General features: G+C 64.4%; 27 protein-coding genes. 10 read left to right on the top strand and 17 right to left on the bottom strand.

What is annotated here, in order from left to right; genetic code table 11:
• Position 1 precedes the first annotated feature (1 nt).
• The 5 genes from AAFX79_13670 to AAFX79_13650 all read left to right on the top strand — a co-directional run bounded on the left by AAFX79_13670 (position 2) and on the right by AAFX79_13650 (position 4,946).
• On the top strand, positions 2-1,393 hold the full coding sequence (locus AAFX79_13670; protein MEO1009606.1) for a vWA domain-containing protein: 1,392 nt from the start codon (positions 2-4) through the stop codon (positions 1,391-1,393).
• Positions 1,394-1,585: 192 nt separating this feature from the next.
• A complete protein-coding gene (locus AAFX79_13665; protein ID MEO1009605.1) occupies positions 1,586-2,095 on the top strand; it encodes a GNAT family N-acetyltransferase in 510 nt (169 codons plus the stop codon).
• 88 nt (positions 2,096-2,183) lie between these two features.
• Positions 2,184-3,806 carry a type IV secretory system conjugative DNA transfer family protein gene (locus AAFX79_13660; GenBank protein MEO1009604.1) on the top strand — a complete coding sequence of 541 codons (1,623 nt, stop codon included), beginning with the start codon at positions 2,184-2,186 and terminating at the stop codon, positions 3,804-3,806.
• A gap of 40 nt (positions 3,807-3,846) precedes the next feature.
• Entirely contained in the window at positions 3,847-4,578 is a 732-nt protein-coding gene (locus AAFX79_13655; protein ID MEO1009603.1) for a hypothetical protein, read from the top strand.
• Positions 4,579-4,598: 20 nt separating this feature from the next.
• On the top strand, positions 4,599-4,946 hold the full coding sequence (locus AAFX79_13650) for a hypothetical protein (GenBank protein ID MEO1009602.1): 348 nt from the start codon (positions 4,599-4,601) through the stop codon (positions 4,944-4,946).
• A 45-nt stretch (positions 4,947-4,991) separates the two neighbouring features.
• Here AAFX79_13650 and AAFX79_13645 read toward each other — a convergent pair whose 3' ends face one another.
• Positions 4,992-5,909 carry a hypothetical protein gene (locus AAFX79_13645; GenBank protein ID MEO1009601.1) on the bottom strand — a complete coding sequence of 306 codons (918 nt, stop codon included), beginning with the start codon at positions 5,907-5,909 and terminating at the stop codon, positions 4,992-4,994.
• 95 nt (positions 5,910-6,004) lie between these two features.
• Here AAFX79_13645 and AAFX79_13640 point away from each other — a divergent pair, with 95 nt between their 5' ends.
• Entirely contained in the window at positions 6,005-6,307 is a 303-nt protein-coding gene (locus AAFX79_13640) for a hypothetical protein (protein ID MEO1009600.1), read from the top strand.
• Positions 6,308-6,328: 21 nt separating this feature from the next.
• On the opposite strand, the gene AAFX79_13635 is transcribed toward AAFX79_13640, so the two are convergent.
• From AAFX79_13635 to AAFX79_13625, 3 genes are all read right to left on the bottom strand, one after another.
• Entirely contained in the window at positions 6,329-7,750 is a 1,422-nt protein-coding gene (locus AAFX79_13635; protein ID MEO1009599.1) for a relaxase/mobilization nuclease domain-containing protein, read from the bottom strand.
• Positions 7,747-8,175: a plasmid mobilization relaxosome protein MobC gene (gene mobC / locus AAFX79_13630; protein MEO1009598.1), complete on the bottom strand. Its 429-nt coding sequence runs from the start codon at positions 8,173-8,175 to the stop codon at positions 7,747-7,749. The genes AAFX79_13635 and mobC overlap by 4 nt, the downstream gene beginning before the upstream one ends.
• 570 nt (positions 8,176-8,745) lie before the next feature.
• Positions 8,746-9,450 carry a cupin domain-containing protein gene (locus AAFX79_13625; GenBank protein MEO1009597.1) on the bottom strand — a complete coding sequence of 235 codons (705 nt, stop codon included), beginning with the start codon at positions 9,448-9,450 and terminating at the stop codon, positions 8,746-8,748.
• A gap of 78 nt (positions 9,451-9,528) precedes the next feature.
• Here AAFX79_13625 and AAFX79_13620 point away from each other — a divergent pair, with 78 nt between their 5' ends.
• Positions 9,529-9,750 carry a helix-turn-helix transcriptional regulator gene (locus AAFX79_13620; protein ID MEO1009596.1) on the top strand — a complete coding sequence of 74 codons (222 nt, stop codon included), beginning with the start codon at positions 9,529-9,531 and terminating at the stop codon, positions 9,748-9,750.
• Positions 9,751-9,788: 38 nt separating this feature from the next.
• Entirely contained in the window at positions 9,789-10,412 is a 624-nt protein-coding gene (locus AAFX79_13615) for a hypothetical protein (GenBank protein ID MEO1009595.1), read from the top strand.
• Positions 10,413-10,415: 3 nt separating this feature from the next.
• Here the strand turns inward: AAFX79_13615 and AAFX79_13610 are convergent, their stop codons facing one another.
• The 9 genes from AAFX79_13610 to AAFX79_13570 form a co-directional block, all read right to left on the bottom strand.
• The gene (locus AAFX79_13610; protein ID MEO1009594.1) at positions 10,416-10,673 is read right to left on the bottom strand and encodes a hypothetical protein; all 258 of its coding nucleotides are present in this window, start codon (positions 10,671-10,673) and stop codon (positions 10,416-10,418) included.
• Between the two features lie 272 nt (positions 10,674-10,945).
• Complete coding sequence (locus AAFX79_13605) at positions 10,946-11,218, bottom strand: hypothetical protein (GenBank protein MEO1009593.1); 273 nt, start codon at positions 11,216-11,218, stop codon at positions 10,946-10,948.
• 263 nt (positions 11,219-11,481) lie between these two features.
• Positions 11,482-11,649, bottom strand: a complete 168-nt coding sequence (locus AAFX79_13600; protein ID MEO1009592.1) for a hypothetical protein — start codon at positions 11,647-11,649, stop codon at positions 11,482-11,484.
• Positions 11,650-11,667: 18 nt separating this feature from the next.
• The gene (locus AAFX79_13595; GenBank protein MEO1009591.1) at positions 11,668-12,960 is read right to left on the bottom strand and encodes a VCBS repeat-containing protein; all 1,293 of its coding nucleotides are present in this window, start codon (positions 12,958-12,960) and stop codon (positions 11,668-11,670) included.
• 116 nt (positions 12,961-13,076) lie between these two features.
• Positions 13,077-13,244, bottom strand: coding sequence for a hypothetical protein (locus AAFX79_13590; GenBank protein MEO1009590.1), 168 nt, complete (start codon positions 13,242-13,244; stop codon positions 13,077-13,079).
• Positions 13,245-13,298: 54 nt separating this feature from the next.
• Entirely contained in the window at positions 13,299-13,874 is a 576-nt protein-coding gene (locus tag AAFX79_13585; GenBank protein ID MEO1009589.1) for a hypothetical protein, read from the bottom strand.
• A gap of 228 nt (positions 13,875-14,102) precedes the next feature.
• Positions 14,103-15,902 carry a DUF4209 domain-containing protein gene (locus tag AAFX79_13580; GenBank protein ID MEO1009588.1) on the bottom strand — a complete coding sequence of 600 codons (1,800 nt, stop codon included), beginning with the start codon at positions 15,900-15,902 and terminating at the stop codon, positions 14,103-14,105.
• 91 nt (positions 15,903-15,993) lie between these two features.
• The gene (locus AAFX79_13575; GenBank protein ID MEO1009587.1) at positions 15,994-16,425 is read right to left on the bottom strand and encodes a PIN domain-containing protein; all 432 of its coding nucleotides are present in this window, start codon (positions 16,423-16,425) and stop codon (positions 15,994-15,996) included.
• Positions 16,422-16,682 (bottom strand): type II toxin-antitoxin system PrlF family antitoxin, encoded by a 261-nt coding sequence (locus AAFX79_13570; protein MEO1009586.1) that lies wholly within the window; start codon positions 16,680-16,682, stop codon positions 16,422-16,424. The genes AAFX79_13575 and AAFX79_13570 overlap by 4 nt, the downstream gene beginning before the upstream one ends.
• A 376-nt stretch (positions 16,683-17,058) precedes the next feature.
• Between AAFX79_13570 and AAFX79_13565 the strand changes: the two genes are divergently transcribed.
• On the top strand, positions 17,059-17,787 hold the full coding sequence (locus AAFX79_13565) for a hypothetical protein (GenBank protein MEO1009585.1): 729 nt from the start codon (positions 17,059-17,061) through the stop codon (positions 17,785-17,787).
• Between the two features lie 28 nt (positions 17,788-17,815).
• Here AAFX79_13565 and AAFX79_13560 read toward each other — a convergent pair whose 3' ends face one another.
• The 3 genes from AAFX79_13560 to AAFX79_13550 all read right to left on the bottom strand — a co-directional run bounded on the left by AAFX79_13560 (position 17,816) and on the right by AAFX79_13550 (position 20,431).
• Positions 17,816-18,736 carry a hypothetical protein gene (locus AAFX79_13560; GenBank protein ID MEO1009584.1) on the bottom strand — a complete coding sequence of 307 codons (921 nt, stop codon included), beginning with the start codon at positions 18,734-18,736 and terminating at the stop codon, positions 17,816-17,818.
• Between the two features lie 118 nt (positions 18,737-18,854).
• Positions 18,855-19,688, bottom strand: coding sequence for a hypothetical protein (locus tag AAFX79_13555; protein ID MEO1009583.1), 834 nt, complete (start codon positions 19,686-19,688; stop codon positions 18,855-18,857).
• Positions 19,689-19,807: 119 nt separating this feature from the next.
• Entirely contained in the window at positions 19,808-20,431 is a 624-nt protein-coding gene (locus AAFX79_13550) for a hypothetical protein (protein ID MEO1009582.1), read from the bottom strand.
• A 233-nt stretch (positions 20,432-20,664) separates the two neighbouring features.
• Here AAFX79_13550 and AAFX79_13545 point away from each other — a divergent pair, with 233 nt between their 5' ends.
• Complete coding sequence (locus AAFX79_13545) at positions 20,665-21,603, top strand: tyrosine-type recombinase/integrase (GenBank protein ID MEO1009581.1); 939 nt, start codon at positions 20,665-20,667, stop codon at positions 21,601-21,603.
• Between the two features lie 75 nt (positions 21,604-21,678).
• Here the strand turns inward: AAFX79_13545 and AAFX79_13540 are convergent, their stop codons facing one another.
• Positions 21,679-22,086 carry a hypothetical protein gene (locus tag AAFX79_13540; protein MEO1009580.1) on the bottom strand — a complete coding sequence of 136 codons (408 nt, stop codon included), beginning with the start codon at positions 22,084-22,086 and terminating at the stop codon, positions 21,679-21,681.
• Positions 22,087-22,176: the final 90 nt, after the last annotated feature.

The raw sequence follows: 22,176 nt of genomic DNA, 5'->3' as shown, positions 1-22,176 counted from the left end.
CATGAACAAGCGAATCGCATCCATCGCGTTCGTCGTAACCCTTGCGCTGGTTCACGCTGCGGCGGGCCAGACTCTGCACGTCGTCGCCGGCCCGCCGCAAGCTGACGATGAGGACCTGATCCTCATCCTCCAGTCAGTGGCCGAGGTGGGGATGCATGTGGAGCACGGCGACGAGGTACGCGTCATCGACGCGCTCACGCAGGCACCGGTCGCGTCGTTCGCCATGCCGGCATCTGCATCCGCACGCGGCAAGGCCAAGCACGTCGTCAAGCAACTCGCGGCGATTCGTCGTTACTACGACTCCGCTCGATCAACGCTGCTGCCATATTCGGTGCACCTGCCGAATCTCCTCGATAGCGTGTACCAGGCCACGGTGTCGTCCGATCGCAGGTTCAGCGAGACGCGGATCCTGCTGATTGGATCGGCCTTGTTCGGCGACGGCACGGACGCTCGCTACGACTTCGTGGCGGGCGAGTACCCGAGCGCCGGGCACGTCGCCGCTGCACGGAGCCACTCGGTGTACGGCACGGCGGATGCCCGTCGTCTTCGCAATACGCGGTTGGACTGGCTGAATCTCACGCCGATCGTGGACGATGGCCATCGGCTGCGGATTCGGGAGTTCTGGACCCTGTACTGCCAGCAGCGCGGTGTTGTGCTCACGTCCTGGAGTGCGCACGCCAACGACGTGCTGGTCAGCTTCAAGAGCGGCTCGACCGAGCCCATCGAGCACGTGATCTTCGATTCTGACGATCTTCGCCGGCAGATCCTCCGGGTCGAAGATGCGTCTGGGTTGGCCAACACCTGGTCGATCGTCTTCGTGGTCGACGCGAGCGCGTCGATGCAGCAGGTATTCGATCAGATCCGATCGGAGATCCCCGTGCTGGCCGAGCGTCTCTACGAGGCCGGGGCGCGGATCCGCGTCGCCGTCGTGCCCTTCCGAGAGCAGCCACTGCCCGTCCTGGGCTGGACCGACATCCGGACCGAGGACAGCGATGGCGGCCGGAGCAGCCGACGGCTCGGCGCGTTCCTGGGTGGGGTCGAGCCCATGCGGTCGACGGTGGACCCAGATGCCGCGCTGCGCGTCGGCATGCAGCTCGTGGACTCGGATCTTCGCCGATCGACCTTCGCCAGCATTGTGCTCGTGGGTGACACGACCGCCGAAGCCGACCGGGATCGGGGGCGCTTCGCACAGTTGCTCGCCGACCTGCACGCGTGGTCCGAAGCGGCCGAGGGTCGCTCGGTCCTGGGGATTGACGTCGGGAATGGACAGGATCCGGGCTTCGCCCGTCTGGCGGGTCCCGATCGCGTCGCGCCGTTCGGATCGGTGCGTGAGCTGGCGGATTCGATCGTCCGGCAGGCCGCCGACGTGACCCGAGGCGGCGAGCGCAGGTAGCACCCCGCCGGTGATCGATCGGAGAGATCCGATTGGTTGCCCTTTCGCCGCGCCGGAGAGGCGTGGACCAGACGAAGCAGCGGCGACGTGCGCGTGCCATCGACGCGGTGCCACCGGAGCTGAAAGGAGTTACGGATGCTAACGATTTCGGCGGAACGACCGGGCGGCCGGTTCAAGACGCGTGGCCTCCAGGTGCAGCGGGTCTCCGGAGCCATGCTGCACCGATTTGCGCCATCGATCGAGATCGTGCTGGACGAGTGCTTCCGCACGCCCGGCTACGAGCGAGAGGTGTTCGCATCGATGGCCCGACGACAAGATCCGGTCGTCTGGATCGCCATGGACGTCGAGGGGATGGTAATCGCGTTCCTGGGGGGCTTCTTGATCGATGCCGGCCAGGCCTCGCGCGAGCCCCGCATACCGCCGTCCCGGATGCCGGTGTCCATCGTGAGCACCGACCGTGCCGGCGATGTCGGTGTGATGGAGACGATCTGCGTGCGCTCCCGGTGGCAACGCCAGGGCATCGGCAGCCGGCTCATCGGCCTCGCCGAGCAGGATATCGATGACCAGGGTGCGAGGGTGATCGCGATTCCCGGTTGGAAGGTCGGTAATCGCGTGAATATCGGGCGCGCCGCCGTGCGGTGCGGCTACGCCCACGCACTCACGGTGGCGAAACTGTGGGCACCCGAGTGCGCCGCAGGCTAATACGCGTGCTGCGAGCGTCGAGATCGATGCGTCTGCGAAGCGGCGTTCTACATCAAGCGGTTCGGGACCTGAATCGTAAGAGAAGGTAGTGCCTCGGCGCGAGCCGGTTCGTCGCTGCCGGTCGCTCACGCAACCCGATCAGGAGTTACTCATTCGTCGCAGATCAAAAAAATCCCGAACTACTGGAGTCTCAGTGCACCCGCTCTTCCGGGGCCTCCGTCGCGGTGTCGGCGACGTGCCTACGGCGGCGCTGCGCCGCTGGCCGACCCCGGAGGAACTGGCCGCGAACCCGCAGCTTCTTTTCGATCCGTCGAACCCCTCGGGCAAGATCTTCCTCGGCGTCGTGAACGCCAATGTGCGGGAGAACCGTGCAAAAGGCGGTCGGGTCACTCGAGCCACGATGGGCGGCGAACTCATCGGCTACGGGGACGACCGACACCTCTGCACCGTCGCCGGCAACCGGGCCGGCAAGGGCCGCTCGCACATCATCAACAACCTGATCACTTACGCCGGCAGCGTGATTGCGATCGACCCCAAGGGTGATCTCGCGGTGGAGACGGCCCACCACAGGGCCAGGTCGCAGAAAGTGTTCCTGCTCGATCCCTTCGATGCCGCCGGCGGCGCTGTAGGAGAGTACGCCAGCTCCTTCAACCCGCTCCAGTGGATCGATCCCGCCGACGTGGACGCGATGATCATCGCCGCCTCGCTGATTGCCGACGCCCTGGTCGTTACGACCGAGGAGCGCGACGTCCACTGGTCCGAGGCCTTCAAGCAGTTCCTCGAAGCGGTGATCCTGCACGTCTGCACGGCGCCCGACTACGCGGGCCGGCGGAACCTGGCCACCGTCCATCGCGTGATGATGATCGATGTCGAGAGCGATGAGTTCGCCGACTGGATGGGCTCGGCGACCACCGCCCACGGGGCCGTGGCGGCCGGGGCGATGGCGTTCTACTCCAAGAGCGACAAGGAACGCTCCGGCGTGATCTCGACGGGCCGGCGTCACCTGCACTTCCTCGGCTACCCGCGGATGCAGAGGGTCCTCGAGGACGGGCCGTTCGACCTGGGCCTGCTGCAACGCGAGCGGGCGACGCTGTATCTGTCGCTGCCGGCGATGATGATGGGGAGCTGCGCCGGGTGGCTGCGGCTCTTCGTAAATCTCACCCTGAACGCCTTCGAGTCCAACACGCACCGCCGCGACTTCCAGCACCAGAAGGGCGGGGATCGCCTGTTGATGGTTCTTGACGAAGCAGCAGTTTTGGGGCGGCTCGAGCGCTTGGAGGTCGCAGTTGGACAGGTCGCTGGTCTCGGCGTGAAGCTCTGGCCCATCTGGCAGGACCTGAACCAGCCCGCAACGATATACGGGAAGCGGTGGGAGTCGTTCCTCGGGAACGCCTCGGTGCTCACCTTCTTCGGCAACAACGACCAGTTCACCCTGGACTACATCGAGAAGCGGCTGGGCCAGACGCTCGTCTACAGCCCGGCGCACCGGTCCCCGACGCTCGACGCTGCGGTGAACCACGGCGAGCTCGGCCAGTCGTTCACGATGCAGCCGCACCCCTTGCTGAGCGCCGCGGAGATCGCGGAGATCTTCGATCGCGACGATCCGCTGCTCCGCCAGCTCGTCTTCCTGCCACGGATCGGCCCGGTGATCCTGCAGCGGGCGTTCTACGACCAGCACGATGTGTTTAGGAGGCTGCATGCGAGGGCATAGACAACGACGCAACTTCCATAACTGGCCCGCGATGCGGCCGATGCGCAGGGGCCGCGGATATCGGGTCGAGGGCCGCTGCCTGACCGTCGGGGCCTGGGCGGCGATCCAGCGTATCAGCCTGATCGCGGTTGTCGCCCTGGGTCTGGCCGCAATGGGTGTGGCGACGGTCGGCTGGTGGGCTCCGAAGATCTCCCGGGTCGCTGACGGCACGTTCGTGTACGGGATCGCCGGTCGTGCGGTCTCGGTGCGCCTGTGGCTTGGCGACTTGCTGGCCAACGAGTTCGCGGAATTCGACCGAGCGATCCGCTACGACCCCACCTCGCCGATCGACTGGCACCTGGGGGCACTCTCGCTGGCGCTGTGGATCGGATGCGTGCCCATTGCTCGTCTCGCCGCGCTGCTCGCCACGATCCTCCTCCGTCCGATCGTTGTGCGTCGGTTCCGGATCACGATCGCCCAGGATCGGATCAGGGTCGGGCGCGGGCTGCTTCGTGCTTCGATCCCGCGCGACGACAATGGTCCCGTGCCCGTGAGGTTCCGGGTGGCCACCGCGGACGAGTACTACTCCCGGTTCCGTCGCGCCGAGGTCCAAGGCCATCGGCTGTTCCACCCGCTCGCGGAGATGCCGCCTGCGGTCGTCGAGATCTCGCACGGCTACCGGCGCCGCAGGGTGCTATTCGCTCGGCGCATCGACCGCGCCGAGGCCATCGTGGCGCGGTGCAACGAGGCCATGCTCCGGACTACCCCGACGCTCCCACACCTGGACGGATGATCCGCCAAAGGAGGCTCCCCGTGGACCACGAGAACGACAACCCGATCAAGGCCGACGTGGAGGCGACCAAGGACTTCAACGACGCCGCGGACCCGACACCGGAGCAGGAGCTCGAAGAACCGATGCCGACGCTCGAGCTTCGCCCCCCGGAGCCGATGGGCCCGGGCCTCGGCGACCGCGCGCCCGGATCGACAGCCGAACGCGGCCCGCAGGTCTCACCCCAGCTCCGCGGCGACGAGCCGGAGCCTCGGAAGCCGACGATGCCGCTCGTGAAACGCGAGTTCAACAGAGAAGCAAGGAAAGGGGTCTTCCGCGAGATGTTCAACCGCAAGGCCCGGGAGCGGGACGAGCCCGATCTGGATCGGTAGTTGGCCCTCGCGTACCGGCCGGAATCCGGCGGGCAGCGTCATCATTCAAAGCTGGATCTCGATCATCTGCCGGGTATTGACCGGCGACGTGACGTACTGCTGATCGTTGAACCCGAGCATTGCGCACAGGAACCGGCATACGAGACACCGCATTTCCAGCAGGATGTTCTGGTGTGAACCGGTTGGGCTCGTCCCGCTAAAGACGCGAAACCCCAACGGTTCATCGAAGAACAAGCCCTCGTGGAGTGTGTCATTCCTGAGATCTGCAACCTGCTTGTTCTGAGGGTCTGCCCATGCGGGCACAGGGCATCCGAACGCTGAGCAGAGTTTGGCGATCCGTGCGGCATGTCCGCCGGCACGAGGATTCTGGTTCGTGGTGATGCTGTGGGCGTGGTGACATCCGTCGAGCGCCGTGTAGAGATAGACGAATTTCTCGAAACACAGGAGCGAGGGCGTTTGGCTCAGGAACAGGCTGTGGATGACGCCGACGATCATCTTGCTGATCTTCGGATTGCCCGCATGACGCCGCCCGAAGGCATCGGCGATCCCGAGGGCCTTCTCCTCGCTCTTTCGATCCCAGACCATGTCGTGCAGCGTCCCGGGTTTGATCGGCGTCGCGTCGAGGAAGCCGGCTTCGGCGTCGGTTAGACGCATGCCCTTGATAAAGCCGAGCACCCACACAAGAAACCGGACGTGCTCGATGTCGCCCGCGTTCGCGTGATCGATCCGGTGTGTCTTCGGGAGCCCGAAGATCCGGGCGCTGTACGGGAGCGTCGTGAGCTCGCCGCTCATGAAGTCTCTGACCCGTTGCCGCGGGGCGTAGATCCAGTCCTTCTCGATTAGGCAGCACTCGTTGACGCCCATCGCGGATTCATCGAGGTCATCCAATGTTGAAACGGTCACGTCACCGACCGTGAAGTCGAGGCGCTTCGGGTAGTAGCCAAGTTCCAAAGAGATCGTCACGGTGTCCTCCGTCGCACCCGGGATTGGCGAACGTGTCGATGCTTGGTGTCCATGAGAAATTTGACATGGTGTTGCCGTTTGTGAGATGATAGAACATGACACCCTTCACCGAAAACAGAGCCGAAGCGCTCTTGGAACTCCAGACCCGGCGGATCCCGCTGCCCGGCGGCGGGACGCGCGAGCTCGCCTACACGGTGCTCGTCTGGCGAGCCCTGGACTATCTCGTCGATCGCGGGTACTTCACGGCCGAGGAGCTCGTCGAGCTCGCGGACGTGGACGGCTGGGAACCGCCCAATGTTCCGTTCGAGATGCGTTTCGCGACGGCGATCGCGTACTGGACCAAGCGATGCAACGCGACGTGCCGGGACTACACCGACTACTGCCGCGGGCGCATCTGAGCTGGCGACGACACCCCAAGATCAACGCTCGTGGTCATCGCCACGGTCGTGGCCGCGGTCCTGATCTCGCCACCGGCGTTCGCGCATCTTCTTGAATGCTTTCACCATGTCATCGATGTCGCGATCCTGCTCGATCGTCTGCTTGCCGTTGGGTTCGCGATGACGTCCGTGCTCCGAGTCCCTGTCGTGGAATCGGTTTTTTTTCCACGCGGCCTGTCGCTGCTCGCCGCGGGTCTTCCATTCGGTGCGGTTGCCGGCACGCTCGAGATCGTGGCGAAGGACCAGTGACTCACGCTTGGCCGAGTACATCGACCCAAGCCTCGAGAGCTCATCCCGGACCGTCGACCGCTCCTGCGCGACGGCTTTGCGTTCGGCGGCCTTCTGCCGAAGCTCCAGCCGGCGATCGAGGGCATCCTGGGAGTGGTTGAACGCTTCGAGTCTGGCGCCGGCCGATCCGAGCACGTTGTACGCCCGCTTGAGGGCGTCACGACGTTCTTCGCCCCGGACCACGGCCCCGAAGTCGATCGTGCGGATGGCGTTGCCGAGCCGACCGGCCAGATGCGTCTCGCGTCGCTCGAAGTCTCGCAGCGCGGCCCGCCGATCGTAGAATCGCTTGGTCCAGGCGTCGCGGAACGCACCACGCACACGATCGCATGCACGCCGGTACCGCTCCCCGCGAGCATCCAGCACGGCCCGACGGTCCGCACGGAGTTGGTCCGCCAGTGCCCTGGCCTGGTTCGATTGTCGCGCACGCAGCTCTCGGGTCTTGCGACCCAGGTCCAGATCCAGCTTCTTCTGCATACTCCTGATCCGCTCGGCGTGCGGAGCGTTGTCGTTGGCGATCTGGAGCTCGAATATGTGCCGGGGCGTATCGGGCTCGCCCCGGGTGTACTCGCCGCGCTTGCGGGCGGCGTTGTTGATCACGCGATTCTCGCACAGGATCTCGCCGCGTTCGCGCTCGTAGGTCTCGGCCCATCGGCTCAGGTTCAGCTTCTCCTTGGAGCTCGAGAGCATCCGGCCGTCGGCCGGAGAGACGCGATTGATGGCCAGGTGCACGTGCGGCTGCTCTTCGTCCGTGTGGCACACGACCAGGACCTGGCGATCCTCGGCCCCGAGGGCTCGGATCGCGCCGTTGGCGGCCCGCATCATCTCTTCCCGGGAGAGGGCCTCGGCCTCATCGGGTCGCCACGAGAGGGTCAGGTGCTGGACGGCGTTTCGGCTCTTGCGTCCAGTGGCCCTGACGCCCGCGTCGCGCTTCAAACGGTCGGCGTTCATCGCTGTCGCGGCCATGACCCGGATGGCCAGGCGAGGGTCGCTCGTGGCGATGTTTCGGGTCTCGGTCCAGGCGACGCGCTCGGAGGTCGCGGCTCGGTCCTTGTCGTGCAGGATGTACTGGCCTAGCCCCACGAACGAGGTCCCCTTGGCGTGCAGCTTGGGGATCATCGCCGAGCCGCCTGTCGGCGCACGATTGGGTCTGGTTCAAGCGAGGCCGCATCGAGGTCCTCTCGCCGGTTCGGATCCGGATCATCGCCCAGCTCTCGCTCGGCGATCCGCTCAAGGACGCGGGTCAGCTCGGCCCCGACCTCTCGCCAGTAGCGGACGAAGTCCCGGCCGGCATGGACCGCCCGGGCGAGTTGGTTGACATTGACGCCGACTCGGTTCAGCTCGCTGACGAGGGCCGGATCGGTCCGCCTGGATGCGGCGGCGGCGGGCACCACATAGCCCATCGCCCGGCGACGCAGGAAGGCAGACACCGACAGCCCGGCGGCTTCGGCCTGGCCGCGGACGTGGTTGAGCTCGGCGGTGCTCAGACGCACGTGCACCACCTCAGCCAGCCGATCCTCGTCTTGCAGCCGTGGCCTCGCCATGCCACACTTCCCCTTCTCCTGCTGCCCCGAGTCGAGGGACGCCCCCTCGTCGGGTTGCACCGCCGAAACGGTGCTCGTGGTGGGGCGGCGACACGCCCCTCGTCATGCAAGGGCCGACACCCCTTGCTTCGCCATCCCAAGATGGGGTCCACCGGCGAACCGGTGGCGGCATCCAACCCGCACAGGGTTGGTCGCCCGGTCATCCGGGCGAAACGCTCGATCCAACCGCCGCGGCCCAGTGGCCCGGATGGGAGCGAGCGAGCCGTGTGATGCCCCCTGACGCCCAAGCGCAGGGGTGCAAGAACGGCTCATCGTCTCCAGGGGCGAAACCCTGGCCAGACCGCCGCAGGCGGCCGCGGAGCGGTAGTTTTTGTGCTACAAAAACACATCTGGCTACTCTCTGATTAACGCACGATACCACATCCAACCGGGAGTTGCAAGATCGGCGCAGGCGCCAACCATGAGCGGTGCAGCATCGGGCCATCAGGGTTCGTGGTCGCGTGCCGCGGTGGCGCAGCCGGAACGACGCGGAACCATGCTGTGAAATCGGCTCTGGCCGGATCCTGTGGGCTAGCCCGCGGCGGTCAGGCAGGTCCAGGCCGCGTCGCACGCGATGGCGGCCCGATCGGCGGAGGTGGTCCGCGCGGACCAGTGATGGGCCGGCAGCGTGTACTGCCGCGGGTTGTCGAACTCGAGGAACGGGGCCTGGCACGACAGCAGCGTCATGGGCGATCGGGCCGTGCTGAAGGTGTGGACCACGCCGGGGGTGAACACGAACACGTCGCGCTCGCGGGCCGGCACCGTGCGCACGTCCGTGCCGTCGAACCGGCCGAGCGGCTGGCGGCTGACGTGGAAGTAGCCGCGCCCCTCGTGCACCACGATGAACCGGCCCGAGTGCTCGTGCGCGTGCATCGGCAGGTCGTCCGCGCCCGCTGACCACCGCAGCTTGGCCAGCGCCGGCCGGAGATCGCCGCCGTCGGGATGGGGCCAGACGGCTCCCGCCACGCGTTCGCTGCCCTCGAAGGGCGAGACGAGTTCGAGTGGTTGGTCGCGTTCGAGACGCTCGATGATCCGGCCGAACGACACGCCGCGGCCGGTCCCCCGCAAGCGGCCCAGGGCGGCCACGGACCCGTTCGCCTGGCCCGCGAGTTGGCCCAGCGTGGCCTCCGCCAGCGACAGCATCGCCCGCAGCACCTCGGGGCCGGTGGGCTGGTCACCATCTTCTAGCGGGAGCCGCAGGCCGGTCAACGCGATCACGGACTGTGGGGCGGTCATGGCTGGGCCTCGCAATCTCGTGGATACGTGACGAATAGTATGTAGACGTATTGTCCGCGTCAACGGATCCTGCGGCCTGTGAGACGCGGGGCCTTCGTGCGCGATTTCGGGGAGCGGATCCGCGAGGTGCGGACCGAGCGTGGCCTGTCCCAGGAGAAGCTCGCGGAGCTGGCGGGGCTGCACCGCACGGCCGTGTCCTTCATCGAGCGGGCCGAGCGGTCGTCCACGCTGGAGACGATCGAGAAGCTCGCGCGGGCGCTCCGCGTGCAGCCCGGCGACCTGATGCCCGAGCTCCGCTAGCGGTTTACACCGCCGGCCGCGTGTGGTATGCCGGGCGGGTGACCGACAACCAGCAATCACCGTCGCCGCCCTTCGTCCACGCCGCACGGCTCGAGGCGGCCCTCGCGGAATACCGCGCGCTGTATGGCCTCGCGGAGTTCCGCCTCCTGGCGTTGGATCGCCGGATCCCCGCCGCCGGCGCTGCGATCACCGCGTTCGTGGGGACGATCCCGCTGTTGCCGGCCGACTCGCAGGCGATCCTGCTCGCGATGGTACCCGTCAGCCTGGTGTGGCTCGTGCGGACCACGATCAACCACGCCCGCTCGTTCGAGGATGCGCTCCGCCGCATCGAACTGCTCGAACAGCGGATCAACCGGCTGGTGGGGCACGAGATCCTCGGGTTCCAATCGGGCCACCCGAGCAAGGGCAGGGCCGTGGGCGGACGCACCGGCGCCGAGACCATCGGGACCGTGCTCCTGGCCGTGGCATTGCTCTTGGGCGCGTGCTCGGTCCTTGGGCCGCCTCGGTTCGGCGGGCTCCTCGGCCTGGCATACTGGGGCTGCTTGTGCGCCATCGGGGCCCATCTGGCGGCGTGTGCGCTCGAGTGGCGCCGGTACCGCTACGTGGCGAGGGAGCCGGAAGGCGTAGCCGGACATCGCGAGCATCGCTCGGGTGGGCATTAGCCGCTATGCCACGACGAACGTCCGCAGCGGCATCGCCTCCAGCCAGGCGTCGAGGCTGCCAAACTCGGCGCGTTGCTCGCGGATGAGCGCGAGCACGAAGTCCACAGGCTCGTCGTAGCCGCGCAGGCGAGCGGGGCGTCGCAAGTCTTCTCGCTGCCGCTCGCTCAGCCTGGACCAGACCAGCATGGCGTAGAACTCGACGATCTCGTCGTCGCTCATGTCCTGGTCAAGCGTGGATGGTGGGGGAGTGGTGGTTGTCATTGGTCGCTTCCTCTCGCTGGTGGACCGGACCCAACAAGCCTCCGCACGAAGGCGCGCCCTATTGGCGGCCGGAGCCACGTATTCGGGCGCGATCCGGCCCAGAGAGCCGAGATTCGTGCGGCGGGCTTGTCGACCCGGCCGATCGATGTGCCGATCGGTCCACCAGACATAGCGCACATCGCGGCCGCCCTGCAAGCACAATCGACCTGGACGCGCACGACGAAGGGCCGATCCCAACAGTGGGGACCGACCCTGGCCGGTGCGGTGCGTTGCTACGAGGCGTGCTCGAGCTTGTCCTCGGCTCGCATGGCGACGATCGTGCCGTAGGCGATGTCCGCGAGTCGAGCGACCCGGAGCAGCTCGGTGCCGCTGAAGCTGTCGCTGTCGTGGAACTGGCCCTGCTCGTCGGTGTAGGTCCGGGTGAAGCGGACGCTATAGAACGGTCCGTTTGCGCCTTCGTTCCTGGACTGGTTTCGCCAGATCGTGGCCTTGATCGCTCCATCACGGATCGTCTCGGCCGGCTTGCTGTTGGTCGTCTGTGTCATCGGTCTGTCTCCTTTCGTGTTGGTTGCCGATGCACTCGAAACAGCACGGGTCCAGGAGCGGGGGCACACGTGAAATTGATGGGGGTGGTGCGGGCAGGGGCCCGAGCACGCGAGGAGCCCCAACACGGCCCCGTCCATTTCGCGTGGGAACCGCCCGCCGTGCTAGCGTCGCATCGTCGGGCAGCCAAAGCGGCAAGGAGATGGCGAGGGGTCGCGGACGGCGGCACGCCAGGACTCGAGATGGGCAGTTGGGGAGAGAAGCTCTACCAGAAGTGGCGACCCACGCGGCGGAGGAGCTTCGCAAGCAGCCAGAGTACTACCCCGATTGTGGGTAGGGCAGCCACAACAGCGACGCGAATCAGCATGATGCTGCCGTAGTCGATGATCTGCGGAATGGCGGGCATCATCGGTGCCGTGGTGCTCGCAAGCATGATGCGTTCTCCAGGTGCCTATGGACATCCACCCGCAAACAGGTTCTGGTACACCAAAAAGTCGAAGATTGTCAACTCACAGTTCGAGTCAAGATCGGCCCTGGCGTCCTCTAGAGCAAATCTGTTCTGGAACTCCAGAAAGTCGAACAGCGTCAGGATCCCATCGCCGTCGAGGTCCGCTTCGCATGGCAAACCGCAGCGATTGAAGACAGGGGTCAATCCGCCAACCGTCACCGCCGCGATGTCGGCCGTTCCGTCAGCGTTGAGGTCTCCGGCGGCGATGCGATTCGGATCCGTGGACAGAAACAAACTCGTGGCCTCCGTCACCAGTCCGGATCCATCGTTGAGCAACACTCTGAGCAGACCATCCAGACCCGTAGTTGCTGCGATATCTTGGTGGCCGTCGCCATCGAAGTCTGCCACAGTGATCCCCGACGGGCGGAGTGGCAGCTCGATGGTCTGCCACGGAGCAAAACTCAAGCCTCCCTTGTTCTCGAGCGTGGCGACGTCATCCCGGCAGGTCAGGGCTAGGTCCAGACTGCCATCGAGATCTAGGTCCACGAGAGCGAGCTGGTGAGGGCCGTCGCACACGTCGATATCGTGGCGTGGACCGAATGATCGGCTTCCCTGGCCCGGCCATATGCTGACGATGCCTGGGGACAGGGCCGCGGCGACAAGATCCGGCACACCATCGCCAGTCAGATCAGCGACATGGGCGCTGACGTAGAAGGCACCTGCCACGCCCTCCAGGCGTTCTTCCGGTTCGAAAGTCTCGTCCCCATTGTTGTACAGAATACTCACGTCTGCGCTCAGCGCGTGGGCGGAGACAATGTCGGCGTTGCCGTCGAGATCGACATCCCCAATCGCAACGTCTTGCGGCGTCGTGCCAACGTCGTACACCTGTTGCCCGGACACACGGAGGTGATCCCGGTAGTAGAAAACGCTGACCGTATCGTCGATGCCATTGCTGATCGCGATGTCGGGGCGCCCGTCGTTGTTGAGATCACCTGTTGCGACAGCGTTTGGACCCTGCCCGGCGCGGCCGGTCGCAGGTTGACAAAAGCGACCCGCACCAGAGTTGTACCAGATCTGTAGATCGTCCCGACCGGATCCGTCCGCCACCGCAGAGCACACCATGTCCAAGAGACCGTCACCGTTCAGGTCGGCAACGGCGATGTCCGTCGGCTGGTTGCCCTCGCTGTACGCCCGATCTGGATCAAGCAAGGACTGTGGATCGCAGGTTTGTGCAACGCCGGTGGAGGTGCTGGCCGTCGCGAGTATCATCAATACGCTGAATCTACTGTGTGTCATGACGACCTCCGTCCGTGCAAGCGCCTTGATCCTAGCATAGAACAGCTCCATAACTTCGCGAATGTGCGCAGTCTTCAAACGGCACATCAGGAATCGGGTGGTGGGGGAGGGGAAGTCTACCAGAAGCGGTGGCCCATGCGGCGGAGGAGCTTCGCAAGCAGCCAGAGAACCACCCCGATCGTGGGGAGGGCAGCCACAACAGCGACGCGAGCCAACACGATGCTGCCGTAGTCGATGATCTGCGGAATGGCTGGCATCATCTGTGCCGTGGTGCTCGCAAGCATGATGCGTTCTCCTGCCTTGCCACAGATCCAGTTCGGGATCGGCCGGTGGTGGTTTCAGGCGGGCGGATCCTCGTCGTAGGTGAGCCCCGGCACGTTAACTGCTTCTTCGCCATGGCGGACTTGAAGATGTAGCGCCGCGAGGCGATCCATCACGGCCCCGATGTCCATCGGGCCGAATGCGGCTTCGTCCGGTCGATTGCCGCGAACGCGCGCCACGACGTCGCCGAGCATGGCTTGCGCGGCTTCCTCCCTCGTGCCCCCTCGCAGGAACTGCTTGACAAAGTCCTCGTCGAGCGAAGCGAAGAAGAACAACAAGAACTCGTTCATCGCGTAGAGGAACGCCTCAGCAATGGCGTCGCCGGAAGAGTCGTCGGGTCCGCCATTGTCTTCGAATGGATGGCGGCACGCGCGCCAGTCGTCCAGCGTCTTGCGCATCCGCTTGATGATGGTCCGCCCCGCCAGATCGCCTACGCCATTGGGCTGCCCAAGAACCAACACGAGATACATCAGGTGATCCGCCATCGCCGGCGGGATCTCGTGCGGCGGCACGCCTGCGTCGTTGAACGCATCAGCGGTTGACTTGAGGACCTCGAGGGCCCGTTCGTAGTGGTTGTCTTCGCGCTCGGTCATGGCTTCCGCACTCCATCACGCATGATCCATGGGCTCATCACTACACGCCCCCGATGATCTCGACGGCCGATTTCAACGCCGCTTGTCCAGTGTCGCCAGCGTCGTTCTTGTTCGGGCCGCAAGCGTCAGGTAGGCCCCGTCGTACGCGGTGAGCGCGTAACGGCGTCCAAGTTGGCCACAAAGCCAGTTCGGGATCGAGCGGTGGCGGTTTCATGCCGGCGGAACCAGTCAGTCTTCCCGTTCTGTGTCCTGAGTGCCTTTCGCTCGAAGGAGCGACAACGCCGCCAGAGTGTGGAGTACCCGCTCGCTATGGGTCTTGGTGAAGTGTTCCGGCGGCATGATGCCGTGGCAGACAAGGTTCCGGATGTTCATGCCCTTTGGATGCGACAGCGTAGCTGCCAAGTAGATAGTGAGATCCTCACCCAGTGCCTTTCGGGTGGGTTCGTCGGCGAGCGCGTCATTCAGGCTCTTTGACTGCATGACGCCCCGACCCGAGCGGTGCGGCTTCTTGCTGGAGCCCCCGACCTTGTGGATCAACTCGACCAACGCTCGCTCGATCTGCGGGATCGCGAGATGGATCGCCTGTGTGTAGTCGCCATTGATGTGGGCCTCGATGCCACGTCGGATGAGGGGCAGCCTCGACTCCTCGAACACCGGAGACTCGGCGACGAACCCGACGAACTTCTCGGAGGTGAGGCCGTTCTGGATCAAGTGGTCGAGGCACCAGGACATGAAGACCGTGTAGAGCTGCATGTAGCGGGACGTCTCGTAGATCATCGGACCGTCGGGGTCGCCCTGCGTGTCGCTGACCTCAGCGATGATCCCCTCGTCGTCCATGACCGTCGGAGGAAACAGGCGGCGGGACACGAACTGTTCGTCGAGTTCTTCTTTCTGCTGCCGGATTGCCTTCTGCCTCGGCAGGAACTGGGCCGTCCAGCGGAGGAGTCCCTCCTCGACGCCGTTCGTCATGATCCGGTCGAGTATCTCCTGCTTCTCATCCTTCGAGATATCGAACTCGACCGTGTGCGTCGTCATTTCCCTCTTGACATTGGGAGCGAGCTCCTGAGCGGCACGCAGGACCCGCTCCGCCTCGCCCTTCACGCCAGCCTCTGTGTAGAACTGACGGGCTGCGTTGAGGAAGTGCATCCCGGCCATCGCGTCGCCGATACCCGCTCGGCGCTCGTGAGCTTTGGCGACTTCTACGAGCGTCTGTCTGCGGTCATCGTCGCGACCTTCTCGGTTGTAGTACTCGGCGAGGAGCAAGCCGATTGTCTGAGGCAAGCGCGGAGCGGCGTCGTAGGCGCCGGGCGTGGTCATCTTGGCGAACAACGTCTCAAATCGCGTGATGATCGCCTCTCGCTGGTCTGGCTCCAACGGGGGCGTCTTCTTCGGCAAGATCAACAGCTCAAAGAGGTAGCAGTAGGTCCCGAGCTTGCCGTCCTCAGAAGTTCGATCCGAGTAGTCGATGATGGAGTTCGCGGCACGCACGACACGCTTGCCATCCCCGACGCTCTGTGCGAGATGGAGCACGCGCTCCACGTTCTTCCGATTGTCGCCCCATGCCTCACCGTCGTCCTTCTTGAGCGCCGCAATGTACGAGTCGATCGCGAGCCTAGCGAACTCGATATCGGGGGCCTCGCCGGTCACTCGCTTGCTGAAGTCCCAAACGAGATCGGCGTAGCGAGCGGCGAGAACGGGGTGCTTGGCTTCCCTCGCACAGGTCGCCCAGTAGGCAATCGTGTCCGCGGTTGCCTGGTTGATGTCGGGGTTGCATCCGAGTGTCCCGTCCACTCCCTTGAACGTCATGCGGGGTTGGAAGTAGCTCTTCCATGGGCCATCGTGGGGAGTTCTGTGTGTACTAAATCCAAAGGCCTCGATGGCAGCCCAGTAGCGAGCGCGGTGCTCATTCGGGAGAGAGCCGACGTCAACCTCTCTCAAGATCGCACCGTGCAATTCGTGGATGTTGAAGGAGCCTGCTCGGGCGTCGTACGCCGCGATCACCTTGGCAACCTCGTCTGGAGTGTTCATGGCTGAGTGTAAACGAGTAGCGTGCTAGTCCGTGTGTGCGTTCGGTGGCGTGGTCGTTCCATATCAACAGATGCAATGGTGCATCGTTCACTCAGTTCGTCTTCGCCGCTGCCCCGGGCTGCAGCGCGAGCACGTCGCCGAACTTCCGGAATTCGCCGTCGAATGTGACGATGGCCTCGCCACCGTCCACCGAGCGAGCCGCGAGATAGCAATCGATGAAGTCGAGGTTCTGGGCGGCGAAGCGGTCCAGCGCATCCGCCAGAACGTCCGCGTCGGCGCACTCGATCCCCGGCTGCACGAGCAGGCCAGCCAGTGCCGAGGCGATGTCCTCTCGCTCGGTCTTGTAGAACGACGAGAGCACCCACACGGCCTCGGCCAGGACGATCGCGTCGAGCACGATCACGCATCGGCCGGCCCCGGCGGCGTCGAAGACGGACCTGGCCGCGGGGCTGTGCTCCGCGTGGTCCGCCCGCAGGAAGCGCAGCAGCACGTTGGTGTCGATGCGGTACCGCTGCGTGCTCATGCCGGCGGGTTCGGCTGGGTGTACCGCGCGACGCGGCTCTCGCGGGCCGCGCGACGCTCCTCGGCCTTGGTGCCCGCCTGGGCGTCATCACCCAGGCAGCCGTAGTAGTCGTCGAGCGATCCGCACTGGCCACGGATGAGCACGCCGCCATCGACCAGCTCGTAGGTGAGCTGCTGGCGGGGCTTGAGCCGCAGCGCCTTTCGGATCGCCGCGGGGATGGTGGTCTGCCACCGCTCGGTGAGCGTGGATCGGATCATGGCTGCCTCCAGACAATGCATTACTGTCTATTGGCATTGTCGCACGATTTGGTTCGTGTGTCCAGAGGAATCGTGCCCAGGAGATCCGGAGGGGGCTGCAATGCGATAGCTGAATCCGGCGGGCAGGAGCTGGCCATGGTCACCCTCGAGGCAGCTCCTGCCGCTGGTCATAGCATGGCCTATGCCCAGACCTCGACAGCGGCTTCTGCTGGGATTCGCCTCCGATGCGGAGTTGCTCGTGTTTGATGCTGCGTTTGCGGGCGCCGACCGTGCAGAACAGCGCGGCGACCACCTCCAAGATGCGTCAACGGGTGGTGGAGCATATGGCCCGTCCACCGAAGCCGGTGGTGGCTGACGCCCTCGCCGAAGTGCAAACATGGCAGAACCACCAGACACGCCAGAACCCGTCGAGTCCTACCTGCTCGCATCCGGGCTGCAGGACCAGGTTCTCAAGGCCTGGGACATCTACATCAAGTTCTACACCGTGTTCCTGACGGTGAACTTCGTGGCCATCGGCGTCGTGCTGGAGAAGGTCACCACTCCATTCGCGACGTGGTTGCTCGCAATTGCCTTCATTGTCCAGAACGGCGTCTCTTTGGGCACAGCAATAGGCATGATCGTCTATTCCAAGGCAGTGTTCGGGCGACAGGACCAGCTCGGCCATGCCCAGTTGCCAGCCTTTCAGAAGCTCGCGCGATGGGGCGGCCTGGGGAACGCGATCAGCCACGGTGTGCTGATCGTGCTGTGGGTGATCACGCTGGTTTATGCCGTGATCGACGGCGGCGAACAAGGCGGCGATGCATCCTTCTCGGCGCCGATTCTGGGGTTCGTAGACGGACCGCAGGCTGGAGCATCCGTGACCGTTCGGTATCGAAGGGATGTGCTGGGCCAATCCTCGGACCTGCCCGGAAGCTGGCTGGCCGACGCACACAATGGGGCAGTCTTGAGTGTCAGCGGGACGCTCCACGGCATTGGCGGTGGGTGGATTGCCATCGATCGCCGCCCGCGCGCAGGCACGACGGGCACGGATAGGGTGTGGGTGCCGCTCTCGATGGTGATCGCGATCGATCAAGCCGTTGCACCTGTGATGTCTGCGGATAGTTGATTCTGGGGTTGCGACCCGATCGGCTCGCTCACGGAACCTTGTGCTCGAGCTTCTCGAGAGTCGCTTCGATGTCAACACGGGTGTGGTGGGTTGTGCCGATGATGAGATCGTTCTCGACGATGTCGACGATCTCTGCTCGGATCTCTTCGAGCTCGGCTTCGGACGTCGGAGCCTCGAGGCGTGAGATGAGCAGGGCTAACTGGGCACCGGCTGCCACGGAACGATCCCACGGATTCTGTGCGGCGTTGCGGATCGGCACAATAGCGTCAATGTGTCGCTGGATTAGTTTGATAGCTGCATCGCGCTTGGCCGGATCTTCTCGGTCGATCTCGTCCTTGAGCACACTGCCGGCCGCATTCGCAGCGTTGTAGCCCTCGTCGATGACCAGCATCACCTCTTCGTCGAAGAACCGTGCAACACCGAGTAGGACGTTGCCCGCCAATCCGAACAAGGCCTTTTCTGCATCCCGATTATTGAGCTGTTTCTGCCGATCCGCTAGGTGGTTCAGGCACACGCGCAATCTCGTGCGAGCGTAGGGGTTCGCATTGTCGTCGCGATATAGCCTGACGGCCAGCTTGACGCCTTCGTTGGCTCGCCTAGCCGATGCTTCGCGATCTTCTGCACCATCAGGTTGGCGTACCGCATCGCGAAACTCCCGATCGGTGACGATGCGAACTAGGAACCCGTGTTGTTCCTGGGCAAGCCTCAAGCCCTCTTCGGCGTAGCGCCCGGTCGATTCACGGGCGTCGTACGCGATCGCCAAGGAGAGCGAGTTGACGCACAAGGACGCGAACACAACCAGCAGCGTAACGACTGCAATGCTGGTCGTTGGACGAGCGAGTCTTGGGGGTGTCCTTCGAGCCATCAGGCCGTCCGCCTCGGGCTCCGCAAGAACCGCGAGTGCAACTCCGTCGGAGTCCAAGTTCGTGTAGATCCAACTGCTGTGCACGGGGCATCTCCTTCTCTGTTTCCAGAAGCAGGTACGTCCGACCCACGATCACAAGCCGCAGCGAATGCCGTCGAAGGCTCGCTGCCACTTCTGACGCGGGCTGCAAACGGTGGCGCTGCTACGCTGGGTGTGTTGGGCTTGCACCGTGTGCCACAGCCCGGGTTGTGCAAAGGAGATTCGAGATAGAGCTTCGCCTGATCCAGCACTCGGCGAGGAGCGGCAGAATCCCTGCGAGGACCAACATCCAGACGCGGACACTCGAACCGCGTACGACCGATGGTGTGCCGCCGGGCGCGATGCCAGAGGTCGTCTTCAGGGCCTCGTGTCGGCGAGCGTACTCATCGTTGATCGCCACGCGTGCACATGCATTGAACACCGCAAGAATGCTGGAGAGCTTTTTCTGGGCGTACCTGGCCTGCTGGGTGCTCGGGTCCTCGGCAGCGCCGATCGCCTCGAACTCAGCATAGTGCCTCTCGAGCTCGGCGTATATGGGGTGATCGCGGATCGGCACTCCGACCGCTTCCAGCTCGGTCGCTGCTTCATCGACGGACATGCGGAAGTTTGTGTACACCGGCTGGAAGATCTGGATGATATCGCCCGGCGTCTTGCCTTGCGAGAGACCCAGATCGACCGCGGAGGACATGACCGAGATCGCATAGTCCGCCGGCCCCTCGTACTCGAGGAATTTTCGCTCGGCACGATTGCGCCACTCGATCAGTTCGGCGATGTTCGTCTGGCGGTCAACATCGCGCTCGATCCCACCGAGCTTGGCTATGGCCTCCTTGGACGGACCGATGTTCTGCTCGACCTGATTACCGTCGCCGGTGACGACTGCGGATTGCCCGGCAGGCGACCGGGCCATCCACGCGAGAAGGCCAAGAACCAGCGCGGCGGCCAGTGCTCCGGCAACCCGAATATACGCCGCACGAATGGTCACAGATTGCGTACCCATAGAACCCTCCTTCCCGATATCCACCAGGATATCGGGTCTAGGAGCAATAGTAGAGTTGCGACGCTACTGTTACACGCGGCCGGCTTTGGCCGCAGACCGAAAACGGCCAACGGCAGACGTCAACCGATTAGGGGCGGGGGCTCCGGAGCTGGTTCGACAAGAACTTGGGACAGCCCATTGGGGAAACCCCAGGCTGCGCAGCCCAAGCCCCGGTACCTTTGCTTGGCTCCCGATCGCTTCGACTGAAACTGGAAGTACGGGAGGCTATTGCTCGCGCTCAGCGTGATCCGGAGCCGGCCCGTGTCTCCGGCACTGGACGTGAGGTCGGTCCCGAGCCGGTTCTGGAACCAGCGGGTCGAATCACGAACATATTCCATACTTTCAAGGCGTTCCGGCAGACTTGCACCGCCAGCCTCGGCGAAGATGGTGTTCAGACGATCAATTTCCGGCTTGTGCCGTGCCGTGATCGTCTCGCCCAGTTCCGTCAGGGCACCCACGATGTCGGTACGCGCATCGGCATGGAAGACCGGGCCGACGATTGACCGCAGAGAACGAACCTCCTGCTCGAGTTCCTGGTTCTGTCGGCGAAGGGCCGCGTTCGCCTCGCGGAGCGACTCTCCGTCCGCGATCAGCATCGTGCCGGTCTGGGATGTTTGGCCATCATCCGCCGAATCTGGCACGGATTCGACATCGATGTCAACTTCTCGGTCGAGTACCGCTCTTGCCATCTTCAGCCCTTCCACGACTCAGCACAACACGTGGAGAATCGGCATGGTACCCCTTAGGAGGTGCGGATGTGGATGGCGCCGGTTCCTGAACGGCTGAACAAGTCGTCGCAAATCTCCAAGCAAAGCCCGAATAATTACTCTTGATAAAATACATTATCAAGAGCATAATGGACGATATGATCGGGGTGGGCCAGGATACAGAGACGCAGATTGTTCGGGTGGGCGGCGACGCCTCGCTGCCCGCCCGGATGCTCACCGACGAGCAGTTCCGCTCCCTGGCCGACGTGCCCGCCGCGGCCGTCTGGCTGGCCAACATCGACAACCCCAACACCCGCCGGGCCTACCAGGGCGACGTCGAGGCCTTCGTCGCCTTCTGCGGCATCGAGCACGCCGACGAGTTCCGCGACGTCACCCGCGCCCACGTCATCGCCTGGCGGAGCGTCCTCGAGACGGCTGGGCCCGAGGGTCGATCGCTCGCCCCGGCCACCATCCGGCGCAAGCTCTCGGCCGTGAGCTCGCTCTTTGACTACCTGTGCAACGCCAACGCCGTCGAGTCCAATCCCGTCGCCGGCGTCAAGCGGCCCACCGAGGGCGCCAACGAGGGCAAAACCCCCGCGCTGTCCGACGACCAGGCGAGGGCCCTGCTCAAGGCGCCCGAGGGCGACTCGCTCAAGGCCATCCGCGATCGCGCGATCCTGGCCACCTACCTGTTCCATGCGCTGCGCCGCAGCGAGGTCGCCGACCTGCGCGTGCTGGACCTCCGCGAGCGGCGGGGCGTGATGCACTTCACGGTGTTCGGGAAGGGCTCAAAGACGCGGTACGTGCCGGTGCATCCGGCCGCGCTGTCGGCCATCCAGGAGTACCTGGCAACCGCGGGCCACGCCGACGATCGGCCGGGGGCGTTGTTCCGGCCGGTGAAATCGCCCACCGGCAACCTCGAGAAGGCCATCACCGGCGATGGGATCTACAAGCTGCTCAAGCGGTACGGGGCTGCGGCCGGCATCTCGATGGACGGGCTGTGCCTGCACGCGCTGCGGGCCACCGCCGCCACCAACGCCCTCGAGCACCAGGCCGACATCGCCTACGTCCAGATGTGGCTCGGGCATGCCTCGATCGCCACGACCAGGCTCTACGACCGCAGGCGGTCGCGGCCGGAGGACTCGCCGACATTTAAAGTCAGCTACTGAACCCTCTTTGGCGATACGGTCCACACTCGGGCCGTCGTTTGCTGGTTCGCATCGGAACACCAATCGCATCAGACTCTACTCGCGCGAGACACCCTTTTTGCTATAGCATGCAACGAGGACCAACACAATAAACAGCAAGAAGAGTGCCTGGTTGATTGCCATGTGCATCACGAAAGTTAGAGCGTCGATCTCGTATGTCTTGTAGTACTCAGGCAGCAGCACGTCCGAGTGCTGCTGCCTCAAGAGATCCATGAGGGCTTGTGACTCTGCATATAGGTTCTTCCACACGAGAATAAGATGTCCGATTGCTCCGACCAAGAAAACGCCTGCGACAACACACCCAAGTGTTTTTTGCTGACGGAGGTATCTGCGCGTCTTATCTACTGTGAGGAGCCAGCCTATGGCGATGACTAGGGATCCGACGACCATCTTTTGGACATCTTGGTAAAGGTCAAGTGTGCTTGCCAGCGAATCAACAGCCATCTGTATGCGTAGAGCATCCGTCATTATGAGACTCCATTGGGTGAAACAACAGTAGGGGCGCGATGACTCCCTGCAGCTCAACCAGCCCGT

The organism is Planctomycetota bacterium, assembly GCA_039819165.1.
Classification (GTDB): Bacteria; Planctomycetota; Phycisphaerae; order Phycisphaerales; family UBA1924; genus JAHCJI01.
The sequence above is the reverse complement of the archived record's forward strand: the minus strand, read 5'-3'. Positions and strand labels throughout refer to the sequence as shown.